The 14765-nt window shown below is 46.3% G+C and carries 9 protein-coding genes and 1 pseudogene; 6 read left to right on the top strand and 4 right to left on the bottom strand.

Going from position 1 to position 14765, the window contains the following annotated elements:
* The first annotated feature begins 81 nt into the window (after window positions 1-81).
* Both ACRRSW_RS02975 and ACRRSW_RS02980 read left to right on the top strand, forming a co-directional pair.
* Window positions 82-3135 (top strand): ExeM/NucH family extracellular endonuclease, encoded by a 3054-nt coding sequence (locus ACRRSW_RS02975; RefSeq protein WP_432460840.1) that lies wholly within the window; start codon window positions 82-84, stop codon window positions 3133-3135.
* Window positions 3136-3184: 49 nt separating this feature from the next.
* Complete coding sequence (locus ACRRSW_RS02980; protein ID WP_432460842.1) at window positions 3185-4429, top strand: endonuclease; 1245 nt, start codon at window positions 3185-3187, stop codon at window positions 4427-4429.
* Between the two features lie 212 nt (window positions 4430-4641).
* Here the strand turns inward: ACRRSW_RS02980 and ACRRSW_RS02985 are convergent, their stop codons facing one another.
* Window positions 4642-6549 carry a Wzy polymerase domain-containing protein gene (locus ACRRSW_RS02985; RefSeq protein ID WP_432460843.1) on the bottom strand — a complete coding sequence of 636 codons (1908 nt, stop codon included), beginning with the start codon at window positions 6547-6549 and terminating at the stop codon, window positions 4642-4644.
* Window positions 6550-6589: 40 nt separating this feature from the next.
* Entirely contained in the window at window positions 6590-9421 is a 2832-nt protein-coding gene (uvrA, locus tag ACRRSW_RS02990; RefSeq protein WP_432460844.1) for an excinuclease ABC subunit UvrA, read from the bottom strand.
* A gap of 170 nt (window positions 9422-9591) precedes the next feature.
* Between uvrA and ACRRSW_RS02995 the strand changes: the two genes are divergently transcribed.
* The gene (locus ACRRSW_RS02995; protein ID WP_432461091.1) at window positions 9592-10956 is read left to right on the top strand and encodes an MFS transporter; all 1365 of its coding nucleotides are present in this window, start codon (window positions 9592-9594) and stop codon (window positions 10954-10956) included.
* A 53-nt stretch (window positions 10957-11009) separates the two neighbouring features.
* A complete protein-coding gene (locus ACRRSW_RS03000) occupies window positions 11010-11639 on the top strand; it encodes a single-stranded DNA-binding protein (RefSeq protein ID WP_432454698.1) in 630 nt (209 codons plus the stop codon).
* Window positions 11640-11883: 244 nt separating this feature from the next.
* Here the strand turns inward: ACRRSW_RS03000 and ACRRSW_RS03005 are convergent.
* Both ACRRSW_RS03005 and ACRRSW_RS03010 read right to left on the bottom strand, forming a co-directional pair.
* A pseudogene (locus ACRRSW_RS03005) lies at window positions 11884-12024 on the bottom strand (transposase); the annotation flags it as partial.
* Between the two features lie 260 nt (window positions 12025-12284).
* Complete coding sequence (locus ACRRSW_RS03010) at window positions 12285-13514, bottom strand: ISL3 family transposase (RefSeq protein WP_432458952.1); 1230 nt, start codon at window positions 13512-13514, stop codon at window positions 12285-12287.
* A 326-nt stretch (window positions 13515-13840) separates the two neighbouring features.
* On the opposite strand from ACRRSW_RS03010, the gene ACRRSW_RS03015 reads away from it, so the two are divergent.
* The gene (locus ACRRSW_RS03015; RefSeq protein WP_432460845.1) at window positions 13841-14158 is read left to right on the top strand and encodes a ribonuclease E inhibitor RraB; all 318 of its coding nucleotides are present in this window, start codon (window positions 13841-13843) and stop codon (window positions 14156-14158) included.
* Between the two features lie 88 nt (window positions 14159-14246).
* Window positions 14247-14663 carry a DUF7674 family protein gene (locus ACRRSW_RS03020; protein ID WP_432460847.1) on the top strand — a complete coding sequence of 139 codons (417 nt, stop codon included), beginning with the start codon at window positions 14247-14249 and terminating at the stop codon, window positions 14661-14663.
* Window positions 14664-14765: the final 102 nt, after the last annotated feature.

Below are 14765 nucleotides of genomic sequence, written 5' to 3' on the forward strand. Positions count from 1 at the left end.
ATCAGGCAGCAGGACGTTAGTTGAGGAAGGATGCGTCATAAGTTAAGCATTCTTTAAGTCATATCTCTTGCGGAGAGAAACATGAAGAAGTTTTATTATCCTGCAATGATGGCGGCTTTGTTACCCATGCTATCCCACGCCGATATTTATATATCTGAAGTGGTAGAAGGCTCGAGTAACAATAAGGCCATTGAAATTGCTAACAGCGGAACCAGTGCTGTCACACTTACCGGTTATGAGTTAGCCAGCGAGTTCCAAAATAAATGGCAAAATCGCTACGACTTAAGTGGTGTTACCCTACAGCCGAATGCAGTCTGGGTAATTGCGAATAAAGATGCCGGTGATGCTTTGCTCAGCTTAGCTGACGTAACATCGACTTCATACTTAGTGAAATATAACGGTGATGATGGTGTTGCACTGCTGCATAACGATGTTGCCATCGATGTTGTGGGCGATCTGTACGATTTAGCATATAACAAAGACGTCACCCTACAACGCTGTGATCTTACGCCGAGCGCGACTTATGTCGATTGGCAGTGGAAGGTCTTAGCAAAAGACGATATTAGTAATATTGGCCAATTTAATGCGGCCGACGATAGCTGTGTCGCGCCGCCAGCACCGACAGCACCAGCTGCAGGTGACTTTACCGCTAGTACAATTATGGCCTTGCAAGGGACGGGTAGCCGTTCGCCCATGATTGAAGACGGGAGTTTTACCTCACAAGATGTGTATCTAGTCAAAGGAGTTGTGACCGCTGTTCAGGTTGGAGCCTTGGGGAATGACTTACCGAAGGGGTATTTCATTCAAGATGAGAGCGGAGACGGTGATCCTCTAAGCTCTGACGGTATTTTTGTGAAAGGTTCCGTTTCGGCCTTAATTAATAGTGGTAGTGCTGAGAGTCAGGATCTGAGTGTGGGTGACGAAGTCGAAGTATACGCCAAAGTCACCGAGTCTTATGGTTGGACTATGCTGCTTCCCGAGCAGTCTGAAGGCTACGATCTGAGCTTTGTCACTGGTGCTACAGGTGAGATTGCAGCGACGCCTTTGCGAATGCTGGATAGTGATGTGTCGGTACAGGATACTTACGAGCGTTACGAAGGGATGTTGACCAAGCTTGACCAAGAGTCAGATATTGTTGTGGCACGAACCTTCGGTTTTGACTACGACTCCTATCGTAACAATATGATTGCCGCGCATAGTGGGTTGCTGTTCCAGCCAACCCAGAAATATACGCCAGGAAGTGCGGACGCAGAGGCGGAAGTAAAGAGTAATGCGCAGCGCCAATTGTATATCGAAAGTTTTCAGAGCGCGCCGAATGGCGTGGTGCCTTGGTTCCCCAATTTTGGTCGCGATGATGGCACTGGTACCAGTGACAGCTATCTACGAATTGGAGCTAATCTAGATGGTTTTGAGGGAGTCATTACCTATTCTTATAGCGCTTATCGCTTCTTTGTCACCAATCAGCTTGATAACAGCAACTTTACCTATAGCCATATTCCTGACCGAACACCGGCTCCCGATGTGGAACGCGGTGACTTAAGCATTGCCACCATGAACGTGCTCAACTACTTCAACTCGCCGTTCGGTGGTGACGAAAATCCCTTGAAAGATAATCGTGGTGCAACCGAGCTAGAGGAGTTTGAAGTTCAACGCGCTAAGATTGTGGCTGCAATTCTAGGTTTAGATGCGGATATCGTTGGTTTGATGGAAATCGAAAACAACGGTTTTGACAGCGACTCGGCGGTGGTTGATTTGGTAAAAGCACTGAATGAGAAGCTACCGGCAGCGAAACAATACGTGATAGCCAAGCCTGAAGGTGCTAAATATGTCGGTACCGATGCGATTACCAGCATGGTTATTTATCGCAAAGCGAAAGTGGGTCTAGATAAGATCGACATTTTGAATATGCCTCGTCAGGCTGTTCCAGCTGAAGATTATCCTGTGTATTTTGATGGCGATTTTGAAGACTTCCGTCCAACCACCAAGTATATGCGTGACAGCTTGATCCCAACCTTCCAAATTAATGGTCCAAGGGAAAAAACTTTGTCGGTTGCGGTCAACCATTTCAAATCGAAAGGCAGTACTTGCTGGGAAGATTTGCAGGCTAAGTCGGTGGATGAAAATGGCCATACGGTGTACGCCGTAGAAGATGATGATCTGCAGGGCAACTGTGAGCACTTCCGTACGGCAGCGGCAGACTATTTAGGTCGTCAGTTAGAGAACTATGATGGTTACAAGGTGATTATTGGTGACTTAAATGCCTATGCCAAAGAAGACCCGTTGTTAGTACTCACTAATCGTAATAGCGCCCCTGCGGGTTACGCTGTTGAGGCTGGACGTAATGTGAAGGTGGGGAGTGAGGAACTTACCGGTAACGCAGGTGAAGTCATTGATCACAGCTATGGCTACATCAATATTGTGCCAGAGCTACATCCCGAAACCATTAGTTATTCCTATAACGAAACCGTTGGTACCCTCGATCATATTCTGATCTCGCCAGACCTGCGGGCCTATGTGAAGGATGCCGCCGACTGGAACATTAACTCAGCAGAGTCAACGTTGTTCCAGTATGAAGGCCAGTATACAGGAAGCCTGCCAAAATTTGCCGATCCGTATCGTTCTTCTGACCATGATCCGGCGCTGCTCAGTCTAGATATTATTGACGGGGATGGCGAAGTGGTTGCGCTTGCTCAGGGGGCGATGATTGCTTTACCTGAGTCGCCACTCAACATGCCTGCTGCAGCAACACCAATCGCGAGTGAAGGTTATCAAGCGGTGATGGACTTAACCAAGCTGGCAGTTGGTTCTATTGCCGTTGGTGATGAAGTTTCCTTAGTGGTTTCCGATATGAACAGCAATGGTGTGGTGACGCAATCACAAGTCGCGCATATCAAACTGACGGAGCAACAGATTACTCAAGGTTGGCTTGCTCATACCTTCCAAGCGGTGGTTGTCGGTGATTTTGTGGCAGAGAGTTATTACGGCGATGCACAGGTCACAGAACAACATTCAACGGTCACCGAAACGGGTAGTTTTGGTGAACGTTCCAGTGCAGGCTCTAGTGGCCCATGGGTATTGCTAAGCATGTTGAGTTTACTGCTTTTTCGACGCAGAACCGCTTCGCTCCAATCATAAGGAATAATGCAGTAAACAGTTCTGCTGTTTACTGCTGGAAAGGATGATTATGAATATTTTTAAAATAGCTTTAGTTGCAGCACCGCTATTACTCGCAGGCTGCGGGTCTAACGACCAAGAAAGTAAAATTGATGCTCGTTTGGTCATCAATACCGATCGCAATGCATCGGAGTTGAGTTGGACGATTACCAACAGTCGTCTAGAAGTGGTGGCCTCTGGTAGTGGTTACGAGAATAGTACCCATTATGACATCGACCTTGGTTTTGACCCCGGTGGTTACCGAATCGATTTTAAAGATGCCGGGAACGATGGGCTTTGTTGTTCCTACGGTGAAGGTAATATTGAACTCTATGTGGCTAATCAGCTTATTCTTAGTGATAACGGCGACTTTGGTGAGTTTACCGACCTCTTGAGTCAAACCTTTGTAGCAGGCGATTACCAAAATACTTATCAGCAAGAACTCAGTGGCTACTATGCCGATGCCGATTTGCTCGATGGTTACTTACTCAAAACCGCCTTGCATCGCATTATCAAACAAGGCTACAACCAGCAGAGTTATAGCGGCGTCTGGGACTTTTTTGCGCTAGGTGGCTCAGAAGATAAGTATTATGAGCAAGATGCTTCAATTCTAGATATCTATTCAGAGGTGCCAAATGGCGCTGATCCATACAATTACACCATTGGTGACGATCAGTGTGGTAATTATAAAGGTGAAGGCGATTGTTATAACCGTGAGCATGTGATGCCCAAAAGCTGGTTTGATGACGGTTATCCGATGTATTCCGATGTAAATAATTTGTATGCAACCGATGGTTACGTTAATGGGATACGTGGCAACCTACCTTACGGTGAAGTGGATCCGTCTACCGTGAATTTCACTTCTGAAAATGGTTCGAAGCGCGGTATGGGGCATGATGAGCTGGGTTATACTCAAGCGGTGTTTGAACCCATTGATGAATTTAAAGGGGATATTGCGCGAGTTTATTTTTATATGGCGACTCGTTATGAAGATGTGATCAACGTCGCCAACCAGAGTGATGACTGGTACGAGCAAAGCGATGAGACCTACGCGGTGTTTGAGCAAAATAGCTCTGACCAGGTTTATCGTCGTTGGTTTGTGGAAATGATGATGCGCTGGCATCAACAAGATCCGGTTAGTCAAAGAGAGAAAGACCGTAACGAGAAAGTGTTTGAGTTCCAAGGGAACCGTAATCCTTTCATCGATCATCCTGAGTTTGTTGAGCAAATTTGGGGTAAAGAAGGTTTTGAAGCGGCCAAGTACTACTTTAACTAGTATTTTACGCCATTGGTTCAGCCTCATCAAAGGCTGAGCTGAACATAAACTCAGACCTGCTTTTCTGATAGGTCTGAGTTTTTTTATCTTGCATCTAGGTTCCCATTTTCCCGCTTGCGCATATTTCACAAAATGACTTTTCCACTCACTTGCGGTTAACAACGCCAGCAGACATGCTTTTTATGAGCGTAACCATCAACCCTGAGCGGCGGTCATGATGAACCCATTGGCTTGGTATAAGGCTTTAGGCTTGGAATGTTTCGCAGCTTCAATTCGTTTGGTAGTCGTTGGCTTGCTTGTTGTTGCACTCGAAGTGCTTCATCGATCCGTCCTAAAAGCACTAATCCATTAATTTGATGGATATACAACGCTGCATCTGGCTTGTCTTTCAGCTGTTGTTTATTCCAGATTAAATATGCTTGTAGCGCTTTTTCTCCGGTTCTCATCGCAAAGATGTAGCGAAAAGAAACCCGCTCTGTATCTGGATAAATAAATAGGGCTTGTTGGTATGTTTGCTCGGCCTGTTTGGTGAGGCCTAGTGCTTTAAACGCTTGGATCCTGTTGTAGTAGTTTTCGGTTCGAGTTTTTCGTCTCATTAACGAGTCTGACCAGCTTAAATAATTTTTAAGCTCATCGCTTAAATGCAATTTACTGGCAGCATTGAGTCGGAAGGTCATCGCATCAAATTCGTAACGACTAAGCATGGGCAGAGGATTAATGATCCCCTCAAGTAAGCTGACATCACTTGAGCCAGTTCGTTCGAAAGTACTGATGTGGTGAATGGTTTGTAAGCCGGTGAGCATGAATAAGATGGTAAACAGCGGAATTAATCCAGCAAATACCTTTGGCGCAAATTTGGCAGGGAAAGGCTTTGTGCAAAGGCCTTCTGCTTCGGTCGCGATTTTACTTACAAAAAAGCAGAAGAGTAGCCAAACGATTGCAGAATGATAGAAGGGCAGTTCGGTCATGGTATGTAATAGGCAAGGAAAGAGCAGTCCGAGATGAAAGCATGCTTTGGTCCATGTTTGCTTAAAGATGCTATAGATAAAGTAGCCAGCCAGAAATAGCAAGGTGAGTAGTGGTAGTAATCCGCCTTCTACGGCCCAATAAGCAATTTCATTATGTGGATGAGCAACATTGAAGTGGTAGCCCTTGATAAGACCTTGCGCGTTAAATGCCGCTTGCGCATTATGATAAATGCCATCATAAGCACCGTAACCCCAACCCATGAACGGCTGTTGTTTAAATAGTTCCCAGCTCACCTTAAGCATCGTGACTCGGTAAGCGGTGGTTTCTCCACCAATAGCGTCGCGCGCGACACCATCATTCAACAATTCTGGTAGCGCCGGTGCTAAACAACCGAGGGCGATGCAGATTAACCAGCCTCGTAATAAATGCGGTTCTGCGGAATTTTTGAGGTAAGGAAACAATAGAGGTAACAGCGCGAATAGCGCTATCAACACCGTTCTTGAGCCACTCACAATGGCTGCCCACGCGGCAAAAAAGCAACAGCCAAACACGATAATTTGTTGTAGTTTGCTACGCACAGCCTTTTCTGAAATTAGCCAAGCCGAGGCTAACAAACCAAATAGAACAAAGGTTCCTAATACATTGGGCTGTTGGAATATTCCGGCTGCTCTGGTGGCATTCACATTAAAACCGACCCAGTTACCTTGGGTCAGTAGGTAGAGCTGAACCAGTGCATAGATACTTTCGATGAGTACGCCTGCGAGTATAAAATAGAGAATGTGGTGCCAGTGCTGGCGACTCAGTTCCAGTTGCATTATCGAAAAGATAATCAGTATGCCAGCGCTTAAGCCGAGGAGTCGGTCTATTGCAAACTCGCCAAATTCAGCATTAGGATAGAGTAAGGGGAGCCATAACAATATTGTGCTGAACAGCATCACTAGCAAGCTGCGGTTATAGCGTAAACGCTGTGAATGACTGACTTTGAGTAAACCCAAGCCAATTAGCAGACTGGCGAAGCACCATACCACTAAGTTAAAAGGAAGCTCTAAGCCACTGCCACCTTGATTGTGCTGAAAGTAGTGCATGCCAATGAACATCAACACGGCAAACACATAGCTAAAACAAGCTTCGAGAGTCCACTTAGACGACATTTTGCTTCCTTGAAAATGGAGGGTGTTGCCACCCTCTGGCTTAATGCCCTGCGAGCATCGGTTTTAAGAATCGAGCGGTATGTGAGCGAGCCTCTTGGGCCACTTTTTCCGGTGTGCCTGCAACAAGAATTTCTCCTCCCCCTTTGCCTCCCTCTGGGCCAAGGTCGACGATCCAATCGGCGGTTTTGATCACATCTAAATTGTGTTCAATCACCACAATCGTATTGCCGTGGTCGCGTAAACGATGGATCACGTCCAGCAGTAATTGAATATCATGGAAATGTAGGCCAGTGGTTGGTTCGTCCAAGATATAAAGGGTTTGTCCGGTATCACGTTTGCTTAATTCTCGGGCTAATTTAACTCGCTGAGCTTCACCGCCTGATAGAGTGGTTGCCGATTGCCCTAGTTTGACGTAGGTCAGCCCGACATCAATTAGCGTTTGTAGCTTTCTGGCGATGACTGGGACGGCATCAAAAAATGGCCGGGCTTCCTCTATCGTCATATCGAGGATCTGGTGGATGTTTTTACCCTTGTATTTGATTTCCAAGGTCTCACGGTTATAGCGTTTGCTTTTGCAAACATCACAAGGAACGTAGACATCAGGTAAAAAGTGCATTTCTACTTTAATGACGCCATCGCCCTGACAGGCCTCACAACGGCCTCCTTTTACGTTAAAGCTAAACCGTCCAGGCTTATAACCCCGAGAGCGAGACTCTTGAGTCGCCGCAAATAGTTCGCGAATCGGGGTGAAAATACCGGTGTAAGTGGCGGGGTTCGAACGAGGTGTACGACCAATCGGGCTTTGATCGATATCCACCACTTTATCCAGTTTGTCGAGGCCTTCAATGTTTTGGTAGGGGGCGATGTCTTCACCCGCTGCGCCATTGAGTTCTTTTTGGGCGATTTTATAGAGTGTATCGTTCACCAAGGTTGATTTGCCGCTGCCGGATACCCCTGTGATGCAAGTTAACAAGCCCAGAGGGATCGCTAAGTCGACGGTTTTTAGGTTATTGCCGCTGGCTCCGTTGAGTTTCAACCAGTCTTCTCCTGCTGGGTGGCGGAGCTTAGGAATTGCAATTGATTTGACACCACTCAGATATTGACCGGTGAGAGAGTCGGGAGTGTCGAGGATCTGCTGTATCGAACCTTGCGCCACCACTTCACCGCCATGCACTCCCGCCCCTGGGCCGATATCGACGATGTAGTCGGCGGCGCGGATCGCGTCTTCATCGTGTTCCACTACAATCACGGTATTGCCCAGATCCCGCAGATGATTCAGGGTAGCAAGTAAGCGCTCATTATCACGCTGGTGTAAGCCGATAGAGGGCTCGTCGAGTACATACATTACGCCGACTAAACCTGCTCCGATTTGACTGGCGAGGCGAATTCGCTGAGCTTCTCCCCCTGATAGGGTGTCGGCACTGCGCTCGAGGGAAAGATAATCAAGCCCCACATTGACTAAAAAATTTAAACGCTCGCATATTTCCTTAAGGATCTTGTCGGCGATTTGCGCGCGTTGCCCCACCAGTTCCAGTGAGCCGAAAAACGTCATCGCTTCACCAATTGATTTGCGGCTAACTTCGGGCAGGTTGGTGCTACCAATAAACACGTTACGCGCTTCTTCGCGGAGTCGACTGCCGCCACAGCCAGGACATTCTTGGTTACTGATAAACTTAGCTAACTCTTCGCGAACCGCATTTGACTCGGTTTCTTTATAGCGACGGCGCATATTTGGAATGATGCCTTCGAAGGGGTGCTTGCGCACCGTGACATCCCCTCGGTCATTCATATATTTAAATTCGATGCTGGTCCGACCGGAACCATGTAGCACTAACTTTTTATGTTTGTCGCTGAGGCTGTCGAAGGGCTGCTCTAAGTCAAACTCGAAATGTGCAGCCAGTGACTTTAACATTTGGTAGTAATAGAAATTACGCTTGTCCCAACCACGGATCGCGCCACCCGCTAAGCTGAGTTTGGGGTTGAGGATGATTTTGTTATCATCAAAGAACTGGTCAACGCCTAAACCATCACAGACCTGACAAGCGCCAGCGGGGTTATTGAAAGAAAAAATTCGCGGCTCTAATTCGGTCATACTGTAGCCACACACTGGGCAGGCGAAGTTTGCCGAGAATAGTTGGCGGGTATCTCCGCTGTCCATGTCCACCAAAATTGCCGTGCCGTCGGCAAGCTCTAAGGCAGTTTCGAAGGATTCAGCTAAGCGCTGGGCTAAATCCTCACTGACACGAACTTTAAAGCGGTCGATCACCACCTCAATATTGTGTTTTTTATGTAGCTCCAGATCTGGGGGATCACTTAAGTCACAGACCTCGCCATCGATCCTGGCGCGAATAAAGCCTTGTGCAGCGAGGTTCTCCAGCGTTTTAAGGTGCTCACCTTTACGGTCGCGCACAATTGGCGCCAGCAACATCAGTTTACTGTCTTTGGGTTCTTCAAATACCTTATCGACCATTTGGCTAATGGTTTGCGCAGCTAAGGGTTGATGATGATGAGGGCAACGAGGCTCTCCCACTCGCGCATACAATAGCCGCAAGTAGTCGTAGATTTCGGTAATGGTGCCCACGGTAGAGCGTGGGTTATGCGAGGTCGATTTTTGTTCAATGGAAATCGCCGGGGATAGCCCTTCGATATGATCCACATCGGGCTTTTCCATCAGTGACAAAAACTGTCTGGCGTAAGCGGATAAAGACTCGACATAACGTCGCTGCCCTTCGGCATAAAGCGTATCAAAGGCGAGGGAAGATTTACCCGAACCCGATAAACCAGTAATCACAATTAGCTTGTCACGAGGAAGAGTGAGAGAAATGTTTTTCAGATTATGGGTGCGGGCACCTCGAATATCGATACTGTCCATTGTTACCTGATAAATGCTGCGCTAAATCGCCCAGTATTACATATTGTTGAGATAATTGCGTAGTAGATCCTAAGGATAATTATTCACACTGGGTGACAATCTTAAGCTGGTTTGACCCAGAGTGCTTGTGGTAGCATTACCGGTTCTTTATTGGTGAATATTTGATGGGTATGGCTGTAGAAGAACACTTAAATAACACCGAGAAACGTGGCGCATATTCCTTAGCTTTGCTATTTGCTTTACGCATGGCTGGCTTGTTTATGTTGATGCCAGTGTTAGCCGTATATGGCCAACAGTTAACAGATTTCTCTCCGCTATGGGTGGGGATTGCCATTGGTGCTTATGGTTTAACCCAAGCGCTGTTCCAGATCCCTATGGGTTGGTTATCTGATCGCTTTGGTCGAAAGCCGATCATTTTTATTGGTCTGAGTCTGTTTGTCTTGGGCTCGGTGGTCGCAGCGCTTGCAGAATCTATTCATGGTGTCGCGCTTGGGCGAGCCTTGCAGGGAATGGGCGCGATTGCCAGTACCGTGATGGCTTTGGCTGCTGATTTGAGTCGCGAGACGCAACGCGCCAAAGTGATGGCCTTTATAGGGGTGAGTATTGGTTTATCTTTTGCGGCCTCTTTGGTTCTAGGTCCGGTCATTTCTGCTTTCCTCGGCCTGTCGGGTTTATTTTGGTTAATTGCCGGTTTGGCGGTGTTGGCCATGTTGGTGGTGCAGTTTGTAGTGCCAAACGCAGAAGTGAAGGCGCCCAGCGGTGAAGTGAGTGTTAACCTGCGGCAAATGCTAGGATTGTTACGTAACCCTCAGTTATTGCGTTTGGATTGGGGCGTGTTTAGCTTACACTTGGTGATGACCGCGTTATTTGTGGTGATGCCACTACGTTTAGTGAATGCCGGTTTAGCCCCAGCTCATCATTGGCAAGTCTATTTACCAGCGGTACTGGTATCGTTTGTGCTGATGGTGCCGCTACTGATTATTTCGGCGAAGCGAAATCAGCAACGAGGTTATTTTATTTTTGCCATTTGTTTATTGTTGTTGGCGAATGCTTTGTTATTTGTCGACTTTCAATCGGTTGGTTTATTAGGGTTGGTATTGGCGATATTTTTCATTGGCTTTAATTATTTAGAGGCCAGCCTACCCGCCTTGATTTCAACACTGGCACCGCCGGGGAACAAAGGCGCGGCGCTTGGGGTTTTTTCCACCAGCCAGTTTTTGGGTGCATTTATTGGTGGTAGTAGTGCTGGTGCGCTATATATGGCGGGTGGTATGCATGCGGTGAGTTTGTTTTCTATCGCAGTATTGTTGATTTGGCTACTGGTCAGTTTAGGAATGCGTGCGCAGGCAGGTATAAAAAATTATTCCTTGGCGATATCATCAAGTCAACAACCTGCTCATTTATTGGCAAAACTTCAGGTTTTACCGGGGGTTGTAGAGGCGGTGGTGATCGCACAAGACAACACTGTTTACTTAAAAGTAAAAACAAAAGAATTTGAATTGGCTAGAGCATTGGATTTGCTGAGTGCAGCCTAGTATTATAGCGGGTCTTTTCTCGCCACAACAGATAGATTATAGGAGCGATATACATGGCCACTCGGGGCATTAATAAAGTAATTTTGGTTGGTAACTTGGGACAGGATCCCGAAGTTCGTTTTATGCCAAACGGAGGGGCCGTCGCCAACATTACCATTGCTACTTCAGAGAGTTGGAGAGACAAGCAAACCGGTGAACAGAAAGAGCGTACCGAATGGCACCGAGTGGTGTTATTTGGCAAGTTAGCCGAAGTAGCTGGCGAGTATCTTCGTAAAGGTTCACAAGTCTATATCGAAGGTCAATTACAAACCCGTAAGTGGCAAGATCAGAATGGTCAAGACCGCTATTCGACCGAAGTGGTTGTACAGGGCTTTAATGGCGTGATGCAAATGCTCGGTGGTCGTCAAGGTGGGCAGGGGCAATCCATGGGCGGCGCACCGCAACAAGCACCGCAGCAAAATAACTGGGGTGGACAGCAGCAACAACAAGCTGCGCCTGCTCCGGCCCCTCAGCAAGGTGGTTTCCAACAAGCAGCACCACAACAGCAACAGGCACCACAGCAACAGGCTCCTCAGCCGCAACAAGGTGGTTTTCAGCCACAGGCTAAGCCTGCACCGCAAGCCGCGCCTGCGCCACAGTTTAACGAGCCACCTATGGATTTCGATGACGATATTCCGTTCTAGGCTGGAATTGTTGTATAGTTATTAGCTCTGAAAGCCTCGTTGTACGGGGCTTTTGTCGCTGGAACCATAGAGTGACATAATTGAACCATACTGTGACATAATTTACCCATAGTGTGACAAATTTGACCCATACCTTGACATAAGGTATGTTGGTTTAAGGTTTGTTGCACATGGGTATTTTTATGTACATCAGAAGCTTGCGAAAACCCTCACCGAATAAAAACATCTTTAAGTTTGCTAGCGTCAAAGTTAATCGTGCTAACTGAATGCGCCGCAATACGTGTTTGGCGTTACCCCGTAAAAAACCATAATCTCTCACCCGCTGTAAGCCCTTGGACAATACATGCTGCAAGATAAGCTTTAAGAATGTGAAGGTCGGCAAGGTCATATATGTCGTGCTGGGTAAGCATGCATCTAATGAAGAATGATGACTAACCAATAGTTTTTGTCGAGTTATCGCAACACTAACGTGCTTTTGCCCCAAAGTGAGTTACCCCCTCCTTGGAACACCACTGTCACACGAGGCTCTTGCCATAGCAAAACTAATGGTTTTGAATCTCGACTTTACTAGTTGTTAACGAGAAAATTTTGAATTAGTTGAGCTTCCAAGGTTTGCGCACTTTTTAACTGTGTATTTGCGGCTCTTCACCGTTCTTGGTGGAAAGTCATATCAAGCCCTCCAAAGTGAAATAAAATAGCTCGCTTAAAGCGTTCTTTATTTCTAAAACCCATCGAACGTATTTTTAGGCGCTGAATGTTTCCATTTATCGCTTCCGCTAAGCCATTTGATACCTTATAACGCATCGCATTGATGATGCCCTTTAAGTGCGTTTTCACGGTTTCTGCTGCTGTCATCATCGGCCTGATTTGACTGACCTTTATGAGTGCCAACCAATCATTCCAAGCCGCTTTGGCGTTAGCTGCATCGCCATACCAAATGGCTCTTGCTTGCTCTTTGAATATCCAGCTCAAGCCAGTATTTTGCATCATTTTGGCCAGCGCATTCACTCTTTCTCTCAATGTCCCATGTAGGTGGCTGTTTCGTTTTAACCATCCATACCGTGTTTGGTGGCACTCTCTTTTTAAATGCTGGGGCAACGCCATGAGTTCGCTTTTTCTCACTTCATTCACCGCTTTAGTGAGCACCTTTGCGATATGAAAATGGTCTATGGCTATCATTTGCTTAGCCCGCTCACCGAAGTAGTCATATGCTGCGTTTATATATGCTCTGCTCATGTCCATCGATATGGAACGTGTAACCATTGTTGACTCAGGGGGCAATGCCTTAAAGCAAGCTGATAAGCTCAGGCCTGTTCGACCGTCTTCAACCGATATCACCTGACCATCACGATTGGATAATACCGTGACATAGTCATGGCCTTTCTTAAATGCCGTTTCATCGACCAACAGGTCTTGGTAGTTGATGGTGGTTCTGGCTGTCAGACCGCGTTGAACGGCTCGTGCCATAATACGGTCGATGGCTCCCCAGCTAAGCCGATAGGTTTTACTCACCGCGTATAAGGAACTGACTTTAAGCATCTCTATAACGCGAGCCTCAAACAGCTCTGTGTAGCGACTGTTACTTGTCGCCCAAGGCACTTGAAGTGTTTGCACTCCATGCTCTGGGCAATCAGCTCGAGGGACTTCAGCCTCAATACGTGTTTCAAACTGACAGGTATCTAAATGTCGCCAAACCCGCCGCCGAGTATCGTGTCGACGAACAGCCTTACCGCAAGAGGGGCAAGCCGTTAATGAAGCTCGGTCATAGTCAACGCGTACGGTGATGGTTTGGGTTGACTCATTGAGTTCAACAGATGAAACAGCCCAAGGATGAGTTAATCCAAGAATGGATTGATAAAGCGTCGTGTCTTGCATGGTCGCGAGGTATTCATGAACGTTTACTTATTATCTCGCTCATTAATGTTTGTTGAAAGTGTTTCCACTACATTCGGTGAAGAGCCGTATTTGCACAGTGTTTCTGGTTTTGTTTGCGTCATTTGTCAAAGCAATCAATGAAAGAAATGGATCGACGATTGATTGATGCCGAGTAAAAAACTATGGTAGACAATGGGTTAATATCAAATCACTAATTGATGAGCGAATGTGATGAAGGTCATGTTTTTTGTGATAGGCCGCGCGCTCATTGAACGGGATAGGCCGCACGTGCGACCTACTTAGCGTTATATGCCAAGGAGAGTTAGGTGAATTTTCCAAAAGACGCCGATGGAGATGTTCTTCGCAGGCTTGATGAATCGGGTTTGGATTTTTCGAGGCCACAGTCAGTCGACTTTAACGTGGATTTCTTATCCTGGCCACCATCACCTGAGGCATTAGAAAAACTAGAAGCATCTTTCGGTCCTATCGAAATATATGAGCCGGAAGATAATTACGCAGGTTATGTATTATTAACAATTACGGAGCCGTTAAGTTACGATTTTGTAGTTGGTATACAAGACAATGTCAGTAAATTAATGTCTGAATTTGGTGGAGTATGCGAATCTTGGGGTGTATTGCACTAATGGCATATAACAAGTTAAAGCATCGGAAAACCACTCGCTACGCTCGCGTTTTCCGCTGTTTAAAGCGTTATGTTTCTAGGAGTAATTCATGAGCTATCCTGAGTGGGATGAATCAGTAAGTGATAAAAAAATAATTGAAGAATTCTATGAACAACTAGTCATTCGATACCCACAATTAAAAGAAGATGTCGAAGACAATGAAGGTTTGTTGCATATTGATATGGGGTACCTTCAAAGATTAGCTGAAGGTCTTTGCAAAGACAGAAAACTTGACGAAGCAAAAAGTTGCTTTAATTGGGTAAATTCATTATTTTGCCGAAGCAAGAATGAACTGCTAAATGCAATAAATGTTTCATTCCTAGAATACTTCGAGTATTACCATAGCCTGTCAGATAAAGAGTTTGAAAAAATAATGCCAGAAGAGTTGTTTCGTGGTTATCAAGAAATGATGGCATATATGGATAAAATGGCAAAAAAAATTAATGAACGTAACAAAGAAACATAATCGGGTAGCCGGAGGTATCTAACCTCCAGCCCCCACAACACCCTGCATGCGGCTCCGCACAGGGCGTTTCCTGAAAACGGTTAAAATACAACGGCCGATTCG

The organism is Agarivorans sp. QJM3NY_25 (assembly GCF_050870875.2).
In the GTDB taxonomy this organism is placed as follows: domain Bacteria; phylum Pseudomonadota; class Gammaproteobacteria; order Enterobacterales; family Celerinatantimonadaceae; genus Agarivorans.

What these genes read in the sequence shown, in the direction of transcription:
- ACRRSW_RS02975 (WP_432460840.1), top strand. Translation starts at nt 82, where the DNA reads ATGAAGAAGTTTTATTATCCTGCAATGATGGCGGCTTTGTTACCCATG.
- ACRRSW_RS02980 (WP_432460842.1), top strand. Translation starts at nt 3,185, where the DNA reads ATGAATATTTTTAAAATAGCTTTAGTTGCAGCACCGCTATTACTCGCA.
- ACRRSW_RS02985 (WP_432460843.1), bottom strand. Translation starts at nt 6,549, where the DNA reads ATGTCGTCTAAGTGGACTCTCGAAGCTTGTTTTAGCTATGTGTTTGCC.
- uvrA (WP_432460844.1), bottom strand. Translation starts at nt 9,421, where the DNA reads ATGGACAGTATCGATATTCGAGGTGCCCGCACCCATAATCTGAAAAAC.
- ACRRSW_RS02995 (WP_432461091.1), top strand. Translation starts at nt 9,592, where the DNA reads ATGGCTGTAGAAGAACACTTAAATAACACCGAGAAACGTGGCGCATAT.
- ACRRSW_RS03000 (WP_432454698.1), top strand. Translation starts at nt 11,010, where the DNA reads ATGGCCACTCGGGGCATTAATAAAGTAATTTTGGTTGGTAACTTGGGA.
- ACRRSW_RS03010 (WP_432458952.1), bottom strand. Translation starts at nt 13,514, where the DNA reads ATGCAAGACACGACGCTTTATCAATCCATTCTTGGATTAACTCATCCT.
- ACRRSW_RS03020 (WP_432460847.1), top strand. Translation starts at nt 14,247, where the DNA reads ATGAGCTATCCTGAGTGGGATGAATCAGTAAGTGATAAAAAAATAATT.